Origin of the sequence: Amycolatopsis sp. NPDC023774 (assembly GCF_040639695.1) — a bacterium.
Classification (GTDB): Bacteria; Actinomycetota; Actinomycetes; order Mycobacteriales; family Pseudonocardiaceae; genus Amycolatopsis.
In genome coordinates this window covers 171,787-189,295 of the sequence record NZ_JBFAAJ010000012.1, presented here as the reverse complement: position 1 = coordinate 189,295, position 17,509 = coordinate 171,787, and the positions used below count along the sequence as shown (strand labels likewise).

The following is a 17,509-nucleotide window of genomic DNA, read 5'->3' as shown; positions in this document are numbered from 1 at the left end:
TGTGATCCTCCTCGAAACCGTGTCTCAGATGAGCTTCTGCGCGACCAGGTACTCGGCGACCTTGGTGCCGCCATCGCCCTCGTCCTCCACCTTCTCGCCAGCGGTGCGCGGCGGCTTCGGGGACGACTCGAGCACGGTGGACCACGCGTTGGCGAGACCGACCTCGCCCGCGTCGATGCCGAGGTCGGCGACGGTGAACGTCTCGACCGGCTTCTTCTTCGCGGCCATGATGCCCTTGAACGACGGGTAGCGCGGCTCGTTGATCTTCTCGCCGACGCTCACGAGCGCGGGCAGGTTCGCCTCGAGGTGGGTGATGCCGTCCTCGGTCTCGCGGTCGGCCTTCACGCTGGAGCCCTCGACGGTCAGCCGGCGCACGTAGGTCAGCTGCGGCAGGCCGAGCAGCTCGGCGACGATCGCCGGCACGGCGGCGCCGCGGCCGTCGGACGCCTCGTTGCCGGCGATGATCAGGTCGTAACCCTCGACCTTGCCGATCGCGGCGGCCAGCACTTTGGCGGTGGCGATGGCGTCGGAGCCGTGCAGCGCCTCGTCGGAGACGTGGATGGCCTTGTCGGCGCCCATGGACAGCGCCTTGCGGATGGCGTCGGTGGCGCGGTCGGGGCCGACGGAGATCACAGTGACCTCGCCCTCTCCCGCCTCCTTGATCTTCAGCGCCTCTTCGACGGCCTTCTCGTTGATCTCGTCGAGCACGGCGTCTGCGGATTCGCGGTCAAGCGTGTTGTCGGCACCGGAGAGCTTCCGCTCCGAGTAGGTGTCCGGTACCTGCTTGACCAGGACAACGATGTTCGTCATGGGTCTTCTTCGACCTCCCGGTTCGGGCCGGCTCTCGGCCACGGGACAGTGCTCTACTGGCCGGTAGATTAGGGCCATTCAGGTGGGGAGACCCGCCGAGGTGACGGCATTCACCTGGATGAGCAATCTTTTGAGACCATCGTCCCGATAGTCCGCCGGTTAACCCGTCCAGCACACCGCTCGCCCGATCGGACCAACGGTGGGCTACTGGCAGTAGGCCGACAGGCGTTAATCTCCCGCACCATGCCCGCGCACATCGCCGTAGTCACGGACTCGACCTCGTGCCTGCCCGACAAACTCGCCGCCCGTTGGGGCATCGGCGTGGTGCAGGTCCAGCTGCACGTCGGGGATCAGACGGACGACGAACACCGGTTCGACCGCAATGACCTCATCGCCTCCATGAAGTCCGGCCACAGCGTCACCACCTCGCCGCCCGACCCAGGTGCGTTCTTCTGGACGTACCAGGACGCCGCCGCGCGCGGCGCGTCAGCCATCGTCAGTCTGCACATCTCCGGTCGCCTTTCGGAGACCGTGCAGGCGGCGCGCGAGGCGGCTCAGCAGGTCCGGATCCCCGTGCACATCATCGACAGCGGAACGGCCAGCATGAGCCTCGGTTACGCAGCGGTGTCGGCCGCGCGCGTCGCCGGCGCCGGAGGTCAGCTCGCGCGCGTGCTCGAAGCCGCCGAGCGCCGCGTGCGCGCCGCCACCGAGCTGATCTACGTGGACACGCTCGAGTACCTCCGGCGCACGGGACGCGTCGGAGCCGCCCAGTCGCTGGTGGGCACGGCGTTCTCGATCAAGCCACTGCTCACTGTCCGTAACGGTGAGGTTTCGCCGCTGGCACGTGTTCCCGGCACGAAACGCGCCATGAACCGACTCGTGGACCTCGCGGTGAAGGCCGCGGGTGACCAGCGCGTGGACATCGCCGTGACGCGCTTCGGCTCCGACGAGACCGAGGTCGTGCGACGCCTGAGGGACCGGATCCCCGGGATCACGGACGTCGTGGTCGGCGACGCGAGCACGGTGATCGGCGCGCATGTCGGCCCGGGCGCGCTGAGCATCACGGTGTCGCCGACCTGACTGGCCGCCGACCCGGCACGAACAGCACAACCAGCGGCACCAGCACGCCCAGCGCGAGCGTCGACAGGATCATCACTTAGTCGACCGTCGCGAAGTGGCCGACGTGCCCGAGGTGGTAGACGAAGTGCGGCACGGCGAACAGCAGCGCCGCCACGGCCGCCAGCCGTGCGACGGCTGTGGTGCCGATCACGGCGGCGCCGATCAGCATCGCCGCCAGCGCCAGGTTGAGGGCGCCGAAGTCGCGGATGAGGTGTTCGTCGAACGCTCCGTCCATGCTCACCCAGCCGTGGCGGAAGCCGGGAAAGTCCTGGTAGAAGCCCAGGGGCGACAGGAGCGGCCACAGTCCCGTCGCCGCCGTGACGACGCCGAGCAGCACCAGCAGTACGCGCGTGAGGGTCCGTTGCATGGGTCTGGAACGAGACGGCGGTCAGGAACGTGACACGCGCTAGGGTCGCGCAGGTGACCAACGCAGCCACCCGGGCCGAGGCACTGCACCTCACCGGCGAACGGACCGTCCCCGGCATCCCCGAGGAGAACTACTGGTTCCGTCGCCACGAAGCCGCCTACGTTGCCCTGCTCCCCCACTGCGCCGGCGCGACGGTTCTGGAGGCGGGCTGCGGCGAGGGTTACGGCGCGGGGCTGATCGCGAAGACGGCGCGGCGCGTGCTGGCGCTCGACTACGACGCGCCGACCACGGAACACGTCGCGCGCCGGTACCCCGACGTCGCGGTGGCGCGCGCGAACCTCGCGTATTTGCCGTTGAGCGGCGAATCCGTGGACGTGGTCGCGAACTTCCAGGTGATCGAGCACCTGTGGGACCAGGACGGGTTCCTCGCCGAATGCTTCCGCGTGCTGCGGCCGGGCGGGAAGCTGCTGGTCACGACGCCGAACCGGCTCACGTTCACACCGGATTCCGACGCGCCGCTGAACCCGTACCACACGCGCGAGCTCGCACCGTCCGAATTGGACGGTCTGCTGCGTGCGGCCGGGTTCGCCGTCCAATCGCTACACGGGTTGCATCACGGGGCACGGCTGCAGGAGCTGGAACGCGCGTACGGCGGCTCCATCATCGCCGCGCAACTCGAGGTGGTGATGGGCTCGCTGCCCGGGCAGGCCGTGTGGCCGGCGAGGTTGCTCGCCGACGTCGCGGCGATCGGGTCGGAGGACTTCTCCGTCCGCGGTGAGGACCTGGACGCGAGCCTCGATCTGGTCGCGGTGGCGGTGCGCCCGTGACCTCGGAAGGCACCTTTTGCCTCGTCCTGCACAGCCACCTGCCCTGGTTGCCGCACCACGGCAGCTGGCCCGTCGGCGAGGAGTGGCTCTACCAGGCGTGGGCGCACTCGTACCTGCCGGTCGTCGACCTGCTGCGGCGGTTCGCCGCTGAGGGGCGACGCGACGTCCTGACGCTCGGCATGACGCCCGTGCTCGCGGCGCAGCTCGACGACCCGTACGCGATCCGCGCGTGCCACGACTGGCTCGGCCACTGGCAGCTGCGCGCACAGCACGCGTCGACGCTGTGGGGCGGCGACCCGCTCCTACGCGACCTGGCCGCAGCCGAGCACCAGACCGCCGTGCGCGCGACGGAGGAGCTGGAGACACGCTGGCGCCACGGGTTCTCACCGATCCTGCGGTCACTTGTGGACAGTGACACGATCGAGCTGCTGGGGGGACCGCTCGCGCACCCGTTCCAGCCGTTGCTTGACGAGGATGTCCGCGCGTTCGCCCTGCGCGAAGGCCTGGCCGACACGCAGCTGCGCGTCGGGCGGCGACCGGAGGGCATCTGGGCACCGGAATGCGGCTACGAGCCGGGGATGGAGCGGGGTTACGCGGCCGCGGGCGTGCAGCGTTTTCTGGTCGACGGGCCGTCGCTGCGCGGCGACACGTCGGCGGCGCGCACGGTCGGCCCGTCGGACGTGGTGTGTTTCGGGCGCGACCTCGAGGTGACGTACCGCGTCTGGTCGCCGAAAGCCGGCTACCCCGGCCACGCCGCGTACCGCGATTTCCACACCTGGGCACACGAAGTGGGGCTGAAGGCGTCGCGCGTCACCGGCAAGCAGGTGCCGCCGCACGAGAAGGCACCGTACGACCCGGCGCTCGCGGCCGACGTGCTCGGTACGCACGTGAAGGACTTCGTCGACACGGTCGTCGCGCGGCTGCGTTCGCTGCGGGCGCAGCACGGGCGTGAGTCGCTCGTGGTCGCGGCGTACGACACCGAGCTGTTCGGGCACTGGTGGCACGAGGGTCCCGCGTGGCTCGAGGGGGTCCTGCGCGCGTTGCCCGAGGTGGGCGTTCGCGTGACAACGCTGAAGGGCGCGCTGGAAGCCGGCCACGTGGGGGCGCCGATCGATCTGCCGGCGTCTTCGTGGGGCTCGGGCAAGGACTGGCGCGTGTGGGACGGCGAGCAGGTGGCCGACATGGTTCAGGACAACACGGCGTTGCAGAAACGCTTGCTGGACCTCGTCTCCGGGCACTTCGGCGAGCGCGGGGGGACTGCTCGCGACACCGTGGCCGACCAGGCCGTCGCGGAGGCGATGCTGGCGTTGTCGAGTGACTGGGCGTTCATGGTCACCAAGGACTCCGCCGCGGACTACGCACGCCGGCGCGCCCGGGTGCACACCTCGCGTTTCGACGAGCTCGCCGGGCTGCTGCGCGCCGGCGACCGCACCGGAGCGCACGAGCGCGCGGTGGCCTACCGCCGCGCCGACGGACCGTTCGGACAGCTGGACGCACGACAGCTACTGCCACACAAGTGAAAGGGACACGGAGGAATGAGCATTCGCGACATCCCGCTGAAGACGCTCTCGGGTGAGGACACCACCCTTGGCGCGCTCGGCGGCAAGGCGCTGCTGGTGGTCAACGTCGCCTCGAAGTGCGGCCTGACCCCGCAGTACACCGGTCTGGAGCGGCTGCAGGAACGCTACGGCGACAAGGGCTTCTCCGTCGTCGGGTTCCCGTGCAACCAGTTCGCCGGCCAGGAGCCAGGGACGGCCGACGAGATCCAGACGTTCTGCTCCACCACCTACGGCGTCACCTTCCCGCTGTTCGAGAAGGTCGAGGTGAATGGCGACGACCGTCACCCCCTGTACGCCACGCTCACCCAGACCGCCGACGCCGAGGGCGAAGCCGGCGACGTGCAGTGGAACTTCGAGAAGTTCCTCATCAACTCCGAAGGTGAGGTCGTGGGCCGGTTCCGGCCGCGGACCGAGCCCGAGGACGAGACCGTGGTGAAGGCGATCGAGGCCGCGCTGCCCGCCTGATTTTCACGGCCGGCGAAGGGCGGGAGTCCGTTGGGGTTCCCGCCCTTTTCGTGTCGCCGTTCAGTGGCGAAACGTCCCTATCTGGGGTTTTGTGGTTCCTCCGCGGCTTCGACGGACGGGGACGAGCCGCGGGCGATGACCGCGCGGTTGCGGGGCGCTGCGACGTCCGCGTCCAGTTTGGTCACGCGGCGGTCGTTGGTGAGGAGGCCGTTGACCTCGTTTTCGACGTCCGTGGTCTGGGTGTAGATCGCCCCGGAGAGGCCCAGTTCGCCGACGAGGGACTCCAGCCGGGCGCTGAGCTCCGCGTAACGGCGCGTGAGGTGATCGGCATCAGTGGTCATCTCGTACGCGTTGGGCGAGCCGGGCCAGCGGTGGTCGTCGAGGACGAGCCCGAGGCCGCCGTACTCGCCGTCGACGAGCGCGCGGTGGTCCTGCACGCGCGGCTCGCCGGGACCGACGTACGTGTGGTCGTCGTAGACGTCGCCGGCGCCGGTGTCCGTGCGGGAGAAGCAGCAGTTGACACCGCTGTTCACCACGACGAGGCGACTCGGGTCGAGCTCCTTCACGAGCTCGGCGATCCGCGCCGTGTCGAACTCGCCCCAGCCCTCGTTGAACGGCACCCACGCGATCACCGACGGCACGTTTCGCAGCTGCCGAACCATTTCCCGCAGCTCGGTCTCGAAGCGTTCCTTGCCCTCGGGCACCGGGTCCGGTGCCGGCCCTGGCGGCCCGTCGAACGACACCACCAGCGACGGCATGTCCTGCCAGACGAGCAGCCCCAACCGGTCGGCCCAGTGGTACCAGCGCGCGGGCTCGACCTTCACGTGCTTGCGGACGAAGTTGAAGCCAAGCTCTTTCGTCTTTTCGAGGTCGAACCGCAGAGCGTCGTCGGTCGGCGCGGTGTAGCCGCCGTCGGGCCAATAACCCTGGTCGAGCGGGCCGTGGAGGAAGGTGATCCGGCCGTTGAGGGCGATGCGGGGGCGTCCGGCGGAGTCCGGGACGAGCTCGACGGTGCGCAGTCCGCCGTAGGTGGTGACCTCGTCGAGCACGTCGCCGTGGTGGTCGAGCAGGCGCACGGTGAGGTCGTACAGATAGGGATCGTCGGGAGTCCACCAGTGGGGCTCCGGGACGTCCGCCCGCAGCCTCGTGCCGGCGGCCCCACGGACGCTGACGATCTCGTCGCCGCTGGGTGGCGAAACGCTCAGCTCGACTTGAGCACCACCCTTGACCTGGGGAAACACGGCGAAGCCGGCCAGGTCCGGAGTGATCTCCAGGTCCTCGACGCGGTCGACCGGCACCGGCTCGAGCCACACCGTCTGCCAGATCCCGGACGCCGGCGTGTAGCAGATGCCGCCCGGCGCGTTGCGCTGCTTGCCGAGGGGGAACGGCGAGATGTCGGTGCGGTCCTGGGCGCGAACGGTCAGCTCCTGCGGCCCGGACGCACGCAGCGCATCGGTGACGTCCGCCTCGAACGCCGTGTAGCCGCCCTCGTGGGTGAGCACGAGCTGGTTGTTCACCCAGACCTTCGCCGTCTGGTCGACCGCGCCGAAGTGCAGCAGCACGCGTTCGCCACGCCAGTCGTCGGGAATCTCGAACAGCCGCCGGTACCAGAGGACCTCGTCATGCCGGTTGATTCCGGAAAGTGCCGATTCCGGCGCGAAGGGGACCAAGATGCGCTCGCCGTAGCCGACGGGCCGCGGTTCCTCGGGCGAAGCCGGCCACCCCGCGTAGTCCCAGACGCCGTTCAGGTTCAGCCACCGCGGCCGCCTCAGCTGTGGTCTGGGGTACTCGGGAAGCACGTCGGAGGGGCTGACGAAGTCGGTCCACGGCGTCGTCAGGGGCGGATCCGCGCGCTGCCACTCGGGCTGGCTGGAAGTCATCACCTCCGATGGTGACAGAGATCGAGGGCGGCGACAGCCGGGCCGCCCGACGGAAGCGACTGGCGAGTAACCTCTGCCCATGCGCGTGCTGATGCTGTCGTGGGAGTACCCGCCCGTGGTCATCGGCGGGCTCGCCCGGCACGTGCACGCGTTGGCCCGACACCTCGTCCAGCAGGGTCACGACGTGGTGGTTCTCTGCCGCCACGAGGCCGGCACCGACGCGTCGACGCACCCGCGCAGCGACCGCGACATCGAGGGCGTGCGGCTGATCCGCGTGGCCGAGGACCCGATGCACCTGACGTTCGAGCGTGACCTCGTCGCGTGGACGCTCGCCATGGGCCACGCCATGATCCGCGCCGCGCAGGACCTGCTGCGCACGTGGCAGCCCGACGTCGTCCACGCGCACGACTGGCTCGTGACGCATCCGGCGATCGCCATCGCCGAGGCCGCGCGTGTGCCGCTGGTCGGCACCGTCCACGCGACCGAAGCCGGCCGGCACTCCGGCTGGCTTTCGCACCCCCTCAACCAGCAGGTGCACTCCGTCGAGTGGTGGCTGGCCAACCGCGCGGACGCCGTGATCACCTGTTCGAAGGCGATGCGCGAGGAAGTGGCGCACCTGTTCGAGATCGAGGCCGCCGACGTCGCCGTGATCCACAACGGCATCGAAGAACGCAGTTGGCGCGTCTCGGCCGCCGAGGTGGCGAAGATGCGCGAACGGCACAGCCCCGACGGAGCGCCGTTCCTGCTGTTCTTCGGCCGGCTGGAGTGGGAGAAGGGCGTACAGGACCTCCTGGCGGCGCTCCCCCGCATCCGTCGCCGGTTCCCGGGCACGCGGGTGGTCGTCGCCGGTAAAGGGCGACACCATGACGAGCTGGTCGCTCAGGCGCGCAAGCTGCGGATTCGCCGCGCGGTGGACTTCGTCGGGCACCTGCCCGACCGTGACCTGCGGGCGCTGCTGGCCGCGGCCGACGCCGTGGTGCTGCCGAGCCGGTACGAACCGTTCGGGATCGTCGCCCTGGAGGCCGCGGCCGCGAAGGCACCGCTCGTCGCGTCCACGGCGGGCGGCCTCGGCGAGGTGGTCGTCGACGGGGAAACGGGCCTGGCGTTCGAACCGGGCGACGTCGCGGGTCTGGCCGCGGCGGTCACGACCGTCCTCGGCGACGCCGCCGCCGCGACCCGGCGCGCACGAGCGGCACAGTCGCGCCTCGCCGCGGACTTCGACTGGGGACGCATCGCCGAGGCGACCGCGGACGTCTACCGGCGCGCGCGCATGGGTGAGCCGATCGAGCTGGGACGCCCGAAGATCGCGACGGGCAACGCGTTCGAACTCTGAGTGGCCCGCCGTCAGAACTGGCAGGGCCGGACGCGGGCGCGTGGGCCTGCGCGCGCGCCGAAACCGCAGGCGCAGCGGTGAGAGCAAGGGGCGAAAACAGCGAGCACCGCAGCGACGACGGCTCTGGATCTGCTGGTCATCACGGCTCCCTGGAAATTCGTTGGTGCTCGAAGCCGCCGTCCGTCGCCGCGCGCGAAACAATAGGGGAAGCAGTAGGTAGGCCTGCCTGAACGCGGCGGGTGACCGGTTCATCCGGCTTCGCCGCGGGAATCTGGAACGCATGGTATTTCCGTTCGTCGACCACGCGGCCGGGCTCGTTCCGGCTGTCGTCGGGATGCGCTGTGCGGCAGGGTTTCGCCGTTCTTCGGCTCATGAAATGTTCAACGATCCGCATGCCACGGGGGTCGCGTCTTGGCTGGTGGCGCGGCCGTGACGAGAACGTTGTTCTTCGATCGAATCGACGCCGGGCGGCAACTCGGCCGAATCCTGGCCAGGCAGCCGTGGGTCGAGCCCGTCGTGCTCGGGTTGCCGCGCGGGGGCGTGCCGGTGGCGGCCGAGGTCGCCCGGGCGCTCGGGGCTCCGCTGGACGTCGTGGTCGCACGGAAGATCGGGGCACCCGGGCGGCGAGAGTTCGGCGTCGGCGCGGTGACAGCGGAGGGGCCGCCTTACTACTCGACGCCGGCGTTGCGCGCCTTCGGGCTCACGCCGGAAGCGATGGAGCCGGCGTGTGCGCGAGAGCGGGCCGAGGCACGTCGCCGTTTGGCGGTCTATCGCGACGGGCGTCCGGAGGTCGCGGTGGCCGGCCACGACGTGCTCGTGATCGACGACGGACTGGCAACCGGCGTGACCGCGATGGCCGCCGTCCGCGACCTCCGCGACGCGCGGCGCGTGGTGCTGGCCGTGCCGGTGTGCGCGCCCGATGCCGTCGCCGAGTTCGAGGGCGAGGTGGACCAGTTCGTCGCCGTCGCCGCGCCGAGGCGATTCAGCGCCGTGGGGCGCTGGTACGCCGACTTCACCCAGGTGTCGGACGCGACCGTGATGCGGCTCCTCCGGAACGGATGAAGGGGACCTTCACCCCACTATCCACAACGGACAGTGACGAGCGCCGCCGAATGATGAAAATCCCTGGCGCGAGGGAGGTTCGGAGCGCAAGGTATGCCTGCGTCGCCACCCCGGCGATGGGCCGACGTCGACACCGAGGAGAAACCCGATCATGGACGTCTGGTTCACCGCCGACACCCACTTCGACCACCAGCTCGTGGCGGGCTTGCGCGGGTTCGAAACGCCGCCCGAGCACGACGCGTTCGTGGTCGAGAGGTGGAACGCCACCGTCCGGCCGGGCGACCAGGTGTGGCACCTGGGTGACGTCGGCATGGGCCGGCTGGCACGGTTCGCCGACACGCTTCGGCAGCTGAACGGCGAGATCCACCTCATCACCGGCAACCACGACGAGCCGTGGCCCGGGCTGCGCCAGGCCCACCGGCACCAACGCGCGTGGCTGGAGCATTTCGCCACGGTGCAAGCGTTTGCGCGCCGCCGGATCGCCGGGCAGAACGTGTTGCTCAGCCATTTCCCGTACGAAGGCGACCACGTCGGCGAGGACCGCGGGTCGCAGTACCGCCTGCCCGACGAGGGGCTGTGGCTGCTGCACGGTCACGTCCACAGTGCGTGGCGCAAGCGGGGCCGGCAGCTGAACGTCGGGATGGACGTCAACGACCTTCGCCCCATCCACCTCGACGCCGTCACCACGGAGTTGACCGAGCTCGGGAGTCCGGCCGAAACCAGCCTCTGACCAGCAAAACCTGCCGCTGACCTGGTGTTGCCACTCAGTGGCGACAAGACTCAGCGGCGATAGGACTCAGGGCACGCGACCGGTCAGGATCGTCACACGCACCGGTTCGCGGAACGGCGCGTGAGGCTCGATCGCCGAACGGATGCGGTTCTCGAAAGCCGGCCGTTCGCCACTGGGTGGCAACTCGTCCTCGCCCATGGCCGAGTAGACACCGCCGATGATCTCTTCCGCGGTGAGGTCGCCGGTGTAGTCGACGGTGCGGAGGCCGACGTCGTAGCCGGCGCCGACCAGCGCGGCGCGGTAGCGGTCCTGGCTGGCGCCGTCCGTTCCGCAGGCCGCGGTGAGCGGCCGGCCGAACCAGGCGGACAGCACGTCGAGCAGCGCGCGTGACCAGTCGCTGTCCTGGAGCCACAGCGGCACGCCGTTGGTGACCACCGCGATGCCTCCGCCCTGCCGGAGCATCGGCTTCACGGCGGGGAACAGCGTCGCGTGGTCCATCCAGTGCAATGCTTGCCCGATGGTGACGGCGCCAAGACCGTGGAGCAGGGAATTCAGCGCGGTGACGTCGGTGTCGCCACCCAGGAGCCACGACGCGTTGGTCACGCCGGCGTCGGCCGCGGCGCGGCGGGCGCGCGAAAGCATGTCGGGCGAGGGGTCCATGCCCGCGACCGCCCGGACCCGCGCGGCCATCGGCACCGCGAGCTGTCCCGTGCCGCACCCGAGGTCGAGGACCACATCGTCCCCGGCCAGGGCGAACTCGGCGGCGATCGCGTCGAACACCGCCGTCGGGTAACCGCGGCGGTAGCGGCGGTAGCGGTGGTAGCGGTGGTAGAACTCCGTGACTTCTCCACTGAATCCCAAGCTCATGTCTGGATCCTGGCGGTGGTTCGGGGAGAAATCACGCGCGTTCGCTCACGGCCGAGGCTCAGAAGATCGGGAACTCCTTGCCGTGCTCGGATTCCGGGCGCTTGCCGAAGATCCAGCGTTCGCTTTCCGCGATCGGGCGGTCGTTGATGCTCGCCTCGCGGCGGCGCATGAGGCCTTCGTCACTGAACTCCCACAGCTCGTTGCCGTAGCTGCGGAACCACTGGCCCTCGGTGTTGTGCGACTCGTACTGGAACCGCACGCCGATGTGGTTGCCGCTGAAGCTCCACAATTCCTTGCGCAGCGCGTAGTCGAGCTCGCGCTCCCACTTCTGTGTCAGGAACTTTACGATCTCCGCGCGGCCCACGACGTACTGGTCGCGGTTTCGCCACACGGAGTCCTCGGTGTAGGCGAGGGAGACCTTCTCCGGGTCGCACGTGTTCCAGGCGTCCTCGGCGGCCTGGACTTTCTGGCGTGCGGTGTCCTCGTCGAACGGCGGGAACGGCGGGCGCGGTGTCATGGCGGGCTCCTGCGCGGATCGCGGGAGAACGTTCGTTCTCCCTGGTGTCGGCTAGCATAGAGAACGTTGATTCTCCACACTAGAGGGACACCACGTGAACACCGCGGAAGCCACCGAACGGCTACTCGAGGCCGCCGAAGACCTGTTCTACGCCCAGGGCGTGCAGTCCGTGGGCATGGACGCCGTGCGCAGCCGCTCCGGCGTCTCGCTCAAGCGGCTCTACCAGGTGTTCCCTTCCAAGGACGACCTTGTGGCCGCCTACCTGAACACGCGCGACGAACGCTGGCGCCGGTCATTGCGCGAGTTCGTGGCCGCCCGGGGCGACGACCCGCTGGCCGTTTTCGACTGGCTGCACAAGTGGTTCAGCGAGCCCGACTTCCGGGGCTGCGCGTTCGTGAACTCGTTCGGCGAGTTCGGGACGCTCGCGCCCGGTGTGGCCGCGGCCATCCACAACCACAAGGACGAAGTGCGCGCGTACTTGCGCCGGCTCGTCGCCGACGACGACCTCGCCAACCAGCTCTTCTCCCTGATGGAGGGCGCTACGGTGCTCGCCGCGATCAAGGGCGACCCCGGCGAGGCCGGCACGGCCCGTGCGGCCGCGGCGACGCTGCTGGCCGCGCGGCGCTGATACGGCGGCCCTGAATTCGCCGATGAGCGGCCAGTCAGACCGTGGCCGCTGAACGGCAATCGGCGCCTTCGTCGACAAATCGCCACTCAACGGAGAGCTGTCCCGGTACCGGCGCGGCCAAAACCCTCACCGGCAATCTCCGCGGGGGATGGCCAACTGGCGACGCCGAAAGTCGGTCGCCATTCAGCGGCGACAGACCATCTCCACCCACGGCCGACAAACCAAAAAACGCCATCACATAGCCGCTGGACGGCAACAGCCGAAAACCCGGGTCCGGCGGCGGGGAGCCTCCGCCACCGGACCCGTCTCGCCGCACCGTCCCAAAAAGCGGTGCGGGAAAACCGGCCGCCCCCGGTCAGGTCAGGGGCGGCCGGAGCGGGATCACCGCGCGTCGCACAGGTGACGGGCGTAGGCGCTCGTCGTGAGGAAGCTCGGGAGCTTCTCGCCCAGGGCGGTCTCGGTGAAGATGGCCCGGGCGTCGTCGAGGCGGTGGCCGGCGGGCAGGTCGGCACGGATCGATTCGAACTCGGTGTCCAGGAACTCCACGGCGAGCTCACGCGTCAACGCCGTGCCGTCGGCGAACTTCGTGCCGTTGCGGATCCACTGCCACACCTGGCACCGCGCGATTTCGGCCGTCGCGGCGTCTTCCATGAGGTTGTGGATCGCGGCGGCGCCCGTGCCGCGCAGCCAGGAGTCGATGTAGCGCAGGGCGACGTTGATGTTGGCGCGAACACCGGCCTCCGTCACCTCGCCGCCGGCCGAAGCGACGTCGAGCAGGTCCGCGGCCGAGACGTCGACGTCGTCCCGCAGCCGTCCCAACTGGTTGGGCCAGCCACCGAGCACGCTGTCGAAGACCTCACGGCAGACGGGGACCAGGCCGGGGTGCGCGACCCACGAGCCGTCGAACCCGTCGCCCGCCTCGCGTTCCTTGTCCTGGCGGACCTTCTCGAACGCCGTCGCGTTGGCGTCAGGATCCTTGCTCGGGATGAACGCCGCCATGCCGCCGATCGCGTGCGCGCCGCGGCGGTGGCACGTGCGGACCAGCAGTTCGGTGTAGGCGCGCATGAAGGGGACCGTCATCGTCACCTGCGCGCGGTCCGGCAGCACGAAATCGGCGCCGTGCTCGGAGAAGTTCTTGATGACGCTGAAGATGTAGTCCCAGCGGCCCGCGTTGAGACCGGCGGCGTGCTCGCGCAGCTCGAAGAGGATCTCGTCCATTTCGAACGCCGCGGTGATCGTCTCGATCAGCACGGTCGCCCGGACCGTGCCGCGCGGGATGCCGAGTTCGTTCTGCGCGAACAGGAAAACGTCGTTCCACAGGCGAGCCTCGAGGTGGTTCTCGAGCTTCGGCAGGTAGAAGTACGGGCCGCTGCCGCGGGCGATCAGCTGGCGCGCGTTGTGGAAGAAGTACAGCCCGAAGTCGACCAGGCTCGCCGACAGGGGGCGACCGTCGATGCGGATGTGCTTCTCCACCAGGTGCCAGCCGCGCGGGCGAGCGACGATCGTCGCCGGGTCCTCGCCGATCGTGTAGCGCTTGCCCGACTCGGTGGTGAAGTCGATGTCGCGGCGGATGGCGTCGAACAGGTTCAGCTGGCCGTCGACGATGTTGTGCCACGTCGGCGAAGTCGCGTCCTCGAAGTCCGCGAGCCAGACCTTCGCGCCGGAGTTCAGGGCGTTGACGGTCATCTTGCGATCGGTCGGGCCGGTGATCTCCACACGGCGGTCCTCGAGACCGGGCGCCGGCGGCGCGATGTGCCAGCTGTCGTCAGCGCGGATGCGGCGCGTCTCCGGCAGGAAGTCCAGCTGCTCCTCCCCCGACTGCACGCGCTCGCGCCGGCGGCGGCGCTCGTCGAGCAGCTCGCGACGACGTCCGGCGAAGGCGTTGTCGAGCTTGGCCACGAACTCCAGCGCGGCCGGGGTCAGGATCTCGGCGAACCGGTCACCGGCGGGACCGGTGATTTCGATGCGGTAGTTCAGCTTCTCGGCCATCTCGTACCTCCGCAAGGGAAAGAAGGGGGTGCGGGCCGGCGACCGGGTCGCCGGCCCGCGGAGAACGTCAGTGGAACTGGTCTTCTTCGGTCGACCCCTTGAGCGCGGTGGTCGAGCTCTCCGGGTTCAGGGCCGTGGACACCAGGTCGAAGAAACCGGTGCCGACCTCGCGCTGGTGCTTCGTCGCGGTGTAGCCGCGCTCCTCGGAGGCGAACTCGCGCTCCTGCAGGCCGACGTAGGCGGTCATGCCTTCCCGGGCGTAGCCGTGGGCCAGGTCGAACATCGAGTAGTTCAACGCGTGGAAGCCGGCGAGGGTGATGAACTGGAACTTGTAGCCCATGGCGCCGAGCTCGCGCTGGAACCGCGCGATGGTGTCGTCGTCGAGGTGCTTCTTCCAGTTGAACGACGGCGAGCAGTTGTAGGCCAGCATCTGGTCCGGGTACTCGGCCTTGATCGCCTCGGCGTACTTGCGGGCGATCTCGAGGTCCGGAGTGGACGTCTCCATCCACAGCAGGTCGGCGTACTGCGCGTAGGCCAGGCCGCGGTCGATGCAGGGCTCGATGCCGTTGTTGACCTCGTAAAAGCCCTCGGCCGTGCGACCGCCGGTCAGGTACTTCTGGTCACGCTCGTCGACGTCGCTGGTCAGCAGCGTCGCGGCCTGCGCGTCGGTGCGGGCGACGACGAGGGTCGGCACGTTCAGCACGTCCGCGGCGAGGCGGGCGGCGTTGAGCGTGCGCTCGTGCTGCTTGGTCGGGATCAGCACCTTGCCGCCCAGGTGGCCGCACTTCTTCTCGGACGCGAGCTGGTCCTCCCAGTGCACGCCCGCGGCGCCGGCGGCGATCATGCCCTTCATCAGCTCGAACGCGTTCAGCGGGCCACCGAAACCGGCTTCGGCGTCGGCGACGATCGGCGCGAACCAGTCGATGTCGGTGTTGCCCTCGGCCCAGTTGATCTGGTCGGCGCGACCCAGCGCGTTGTTGATGCGCCGGACGACGGCCGGGACAGAGTTGGCCGGGTAGAGGCTCTGGTCCGGGTAGGTCTGGCCGGCCAGGTTGGCGTCGGCCGCGACCTGCCAGCCGGACAGGTAGATCGCCTTGAGGCCCGCGCGGACCTGCTGCACGGCCTGGTTGCCGGTGAGCGCACCCAGCGAGTGGACGTAGTCCTCGGTGTGCAGGAGCTCCCACAGCCGCTCCGCACCCCGACGGGCGAGCGTGTGCTCTTCGATGACGGAGCCACGCAGCTTCACCACGTCGGCGGCCGAGTAGGTCCGCTGGACGCCCGCCCAGCGGGGGTCGGTCTTCCACTGCTCGGCCAGCTCGGCCGCCGCCTGGTCGAGCTGCTTGGCCTGCTCGGTCATCGGACTCTCCCGTGTTGCGAAGTTTGCGATTGCTCGCCTTGCCTGCCTACGACCCTGACACGAGCACGAATAGGCGGTCTATAGCTCCAATTTGCCAATTTATGTGAAGGATGCGTAGCATCTTGCAAAGCTTGCGAATCATTGGTTGGCAAGCTGGGTGAAAATCCACGGCCTTGATCGTTCACGTAATCGTTCAGGGGCGGAAACCTTCCGGCCGATCGGAGGAGCGATGGACAAAACTTTCGCCGGGGCGCGGCTACGGCATCTCCGAGAGAGCCGTTCGATGAGCCAGGCCGACCTCGCTCGTGTGCTCGAGATCTCACCGAGCTACCTGAATCAGATCGAGCACAACTCGCGGCCGTTGACAGTGCCGGTGCTGCTGCGGATCACGCAGGCGTTCGGCGTCGACACGGAGTTCTTCGCCAACAACGACACGTCTCGCCTGGTCGCGGACGTGAAAGAGGCTTTGCTCGACGAGGTCGTTGGCGTCGAGGTGACCACGAGCGAGCTCAACGAGCTGGCCTCCAACCTGCCGTCGATCGCCCAGGCGCTGGTGAAGCTGCACCGCAGCTACCGCAACGCCGTGGAGAGCACGGTCGCGCTGACCACGGAAAACGGCCTCGGCCTGCACGGCAGCGCCGCGGCGCCATTGCCGCACGAAGAGGTGCGCGACTTCTTCTACGAGCGGGAGAACTACGTCGCGGAACTCGACGAGCGAGCGGAACGCATGGCTGCGGAGATCCCGTTGCGTCGTGGCTCGGCGCTGACGTCGTTGAAGGATCGCCTCTGGCAGCGCTACGGCGTGGAGGTCACAAGTGAAGGGTTGAACGAAGCCGCAGGTCAGCAGCACCGCTACGAGCCGGCGACGCGCGTGTTGCGGCTCGCGCCGAGCTTGCGTGTGGGGCAACAAGCGTTCCGGATGGCTTCGCAGATCGCGTTGCTGGAGTACGACGAACTGATCACCGAGTTGGCCGATTCCTGGGCGTTCTCGGGACCGGCCGCGCGGACGCTCGCGCGCGTCGGCCTGGCGAACTACTTCGCCGGCGCGCTGATCCTGCCGTATGGCCCTTTTCTGGCCACGGCGGAGAAGTTCCGCTACGACATCGAGCGGCTGTGCGACCACTTCGGCGTCGGCTTCGAGACGGTGTGCCACCGGCTTTCGACGCTCCAGCGGCCGAAGCAGCGGGGCATCCCGTTCTCGTTCGTGCGCGTGGACCGGGCGGGGAACATGTCCAAACGCCAGTCGGCCGCGGGGTTCCATTTCTCGCGCGTGGGCGGCGCGTGTCCGTTGTGGAACATCTACGAGGCGTTCGCTTCGCCTGGCAAAATCCTGACACAGATCGCCGCCCTGCCCGACGGCAAACGCTACTTCTGGGTCGCGCGCACGGTCTCGCGCAACATCGGCGGCTTCGGCAGCCCGGGCAAGACGTTCACTGTCGGTCTCGGCTGCGAACTCCGTCACGCGGGACGGCTCGTCTACTCCACCGGCCTCGACCTGGACGAGCCCGCCGCGGCGACGCCGATCGGGATGGGCTGCAAAGTCTGTGAACGCCCGGCTTGCTCGCAACGCGCGTTCCCGGCGATCGGCAAGCCGCTGACGGTCGACGAGAACACCAGCACGTTCGTCCCGTACCCGGCGGTGCCGAAGAGTTCATGAGCTGTGGAGGCGGAGATAGGTGTTGGCGGCGGAGCAGGTAGGCGAGTACGAGGCCGATGTGTGACAACCCGCCGAGCATGAGGTCGAGGACACCGATGAACGGCAGGACGTGGGCGTCGACCAGGGCGCTCACCGCCGCGTAGCCGGGCACCAGCAAGACAACAGTGAGCACGGTGAGCGTGATCCGGCCCCGACGGCCGCCCAGCCAAGGTCGCATCACCGAATACGCCAACGCCAGGGGACCGCGAGCAAGCCGACGCCACAGGACGCCGGTGGCTGCTCGCCCATGGCCGGCAACACCGTGGTTCCGGCCGATGAAGAAGGCGACAGCGAACACGACCG

Annotated in this window: 16 protein-coding genes and 1 pseudogene; 9 read left to right on the top strand and 8 right to left on the bottom strand. The window is 69.1% G+C overall.

All coding sequences use genetic code 11. The features are described from left to right. Positions 1-24: 24 nt before the first annotated feature. Entirely contained in the window at positions 25-810 is a 786-nt protein-coding gene (locus tag AB0F91_RS24990; RefSeq protein ID WP_360600983.1) for an electron transfer flavoprotein subunit beta/FixA family protein, read from the bottom strand. Positions 811-1,053: 243 nt separating this feature from the next. On the opposite strand from AB0F91_RS24990, the gene AB0F91_RS24985 reads away from it, so the two are divergent. Next, the gene (locus AB0F91_RS24985) at positions 1,054-1,890 is read left to right on the top strand and encodes a DegV family protein (RefSeq protein ID WP_360600981.1); all 837 of its coding nucleotides are present in this window, start codon (positions 1,054-1,056) and stop codon (positions 1,888-1,890) included. Here AB0F91_RS24985 and AB0F91_RS24980 read toward each other — a convergent pair. Then, positions 1,871-2,296: pseudogene (locus AB0F91_RS24980) on the bottom strand (hypothetical protein). The gene AB0F91_RS24985 and the pseudogene AB0F91_RS24980 overlap by 20 nt on opposite strands. Positions 2,297-2,349: 53 nt before the next feature. Between AB0F91_RS24980 and AB0F91_RS24975 the strand changes: the two are divergent. Genes AB0F91_RS24975 through AB0F91_RS24965 form a run of 3 tightly spaced genes read left to right on the top strand, consistent with a single transcriptional unit; the run spans position 2,350 to position 5,147 of the window. Further along, positions 2,350-3,123 carry a class I SAM-dependent methyltransferase gene (locus AB0F91_RS24975; protein WP_360600979.1) on the top strand — a complete coding sequence of 258 codons (774 nt, stop codon included), beginning with the start codon at positions 2,350-2,352 and terminating at the stop codon, positions 3,121-3,123. Next, complete coding sequence (locus AB0F91_RS24970; RefSeq protein WP_360600977.1) at positions 3,120-4,643, top strand: glycoside hydrolase family 57 protein; 1,524 nt, start codon at positions 3,120-3,122, stop codon at positions 4,641-4,643. Before AB0F91_RS24975 ends, AB0F91_RS24970 begins: the two co-directional genes overlap by 4 nt. A 15-nt stretch (positions 4,644-4,658) precedes the next feature. Beyond that, positions 4,659-5,147: a glutathione peroxidase gene (locus AB0F91_RS24965; RefSeq protein ID WP_360600975.1), complete on the top strand. Its 489-nt coding sequence runs from the start codon at positions 4,659-4,661 to the stop codon at positions 5,145-5,147. A 77-nt stretch (positions 5,148-5,224) separates the two neighbouring features. Here AB0F91_RS24965 and AB0F91_RS24960 read toward each other — a convergent pair whose 3' ends face one another. Beyond that, a complete protein-coding gene (locus tag AB0F91_RS24960; protein ID WP_360600973.1) occupies positions 5,225-7,027 on the bottom strand; it encodes a sugar-binding domain-containing protein in 1,803 nt (600 codons plus the stop codon). A 79-nt stretch (positions 7,028-7,106) separates the two neighbouring features. Between AB0F91_RS24960 and AB0F91_RS24955 the strand changes: the two genes are divergently transcribed. Then, on the top strand, positions 7,107-8,360 hold the full coding sequence (locus AB0F91_RS24955; protein WP_360600971.1) for a glycosyltransferase family 4 protein: 1,254 nt from the start codon (positions 7,107-7,109) through the stop codon (positions 8,358-8,360). A 139-nt stretch (positions 8,361-8,499) separates the two neighbouring features. Here AB0F91_RS24955 and AB0F91_RS24950 read toward each other — a convergent pair whose 3' ends face one another. Continuing rightward, a complete protein-coding gene (locus tag AB0F91_RS24950) occupies positions 8,500-8,754 on the bottom strand; it encodes a hypothetical protein (protein WP_360600969.1) in 255 nt (84 codons plus the stop codon). A 35-nt stretch (positions 8,755-8,789) separates the two neighbouring features. Here AB0F91_RS24950 and AB0F91_RS24945 point away from each other — a divergent pair, with 35 nt between their 5' ends. Both AB0F91_RS24945 and AB0F91_RS24940 read left to right on the top strand, forming a co-directional pair. Next, entirely contained in the window at positions 8,790-9,422 is a 633-nt protein-coding gene (locus AB0F91_RS24945) for a phosphoribosyltransferase family protein (protein WP_360600967.1), read from the top strand. A 151-nt stretch (positions 9,423-9,573) separates the two neighbouring features. Continuing rightward, a complete protein-coding gene (locus AB0F91_RS24940) occupies positions 9,574-10,152 on the top strand; it encodes a metallophosphoesterase family protein (protein ID WP_360600965.1) in 579 nt (192 codons plus the stop codon). A gap of 66 nt (positions 10,153-10,218) precedes the next feature. Here AB0F91_RS24940 and AB0F91_RS24935 read toward each other — a convergent pair whose 3' ends face one another. Both AB0F91_RS24935 and AB0F91_RS24930 read right to left on the bottom strand, forming a co-directional pair. Then, positions 10,219-11,019, bottom strand: coding sequence for a class I SAM-dependent methyltransferase (locus AB0F91_RS24935; RefSeq protein WP_360600963.1), 801 nt, complete (start codon positions 11,017-11,019; stop codon positions 10,219-10,221). A gap of 58 nt (positions 11,020-11,077) precedes the next feature. After that, positions 11,078-11,536, bottom strand: coding sequence for a nuclear transport factor 2 family protein (locus tag AB0F91_RS24930; protein ID WP_360600961.1), 459 nt, complete (start codon positions 11,534-11,536; stop codon positions 11,078-11,080). 94 nt (positions 11,537-11,630) lie between these two features. Between AB0F91_RS24930 and AB0F91_RS24925 the strand changes: the two genes are divergently transcribed. Continuing rightward, positions 11,631-12,164 (top strand): TetR/AcrR family transcriptional regulator, encoded by a 534-nt coding sequence (locus AB0F91_RS24925; protein WP_360600959.1) that lies wholly within the window; start codon positions 11,631-11,633, stop codon positions 12,162-12,164. Between the two features lie 381 nt (positions 12,165-12,545). On the opposite strand, the gene aceB is transcribed toward AB0F91_RS24925, so the two are convergent. Both aceB and aceA read right to left on the bottom strand, forming a co-directional pair. Next, positions 12,546-14,153, bottom strand: a complete 1,608-nt coding sequence (aceB, locus tag AB0F91_RS24920; protein WP_360600957.1) for a malate synthase A — start codon at positions 14,151-14,153, stop codon at positions 12,546-12,548. Between the two features lie 67 nt (positions 14,154-14,220). Next, positions 14,221-15,510, bottom strand: coding sequence for an isocitrate lyase (gene aceA, locus AB0F91_RS24915; protein ID WP_360600955.1), 1,290 nt, complete (start codon positions 15,508-15,510; stop codon positions 14,221-14,223). A 229-nt stretch (positions 15,511-15,739) separates the two neighbouring features. Here aceA and AB0F91_RS24910 point away from each other — a divergent pair, with 229 nt between their 5' ends. Then, positions 15,740-17,167 carry a short-chain fatty acyl-CoA regulator family protein gene (locus AB0F91_RS24910; protein WP_360600953.1) on the top strand — a complete coding sequence of 476 codons (1,428 nt, stop codon included), beginning with the start codon at positions 15,740-15,742 and terminating at the stop codon, positions 17,165-17,167. The last annotated feature ends 342 nt before the right edge of the window (positions 17,168-17,509 follow it).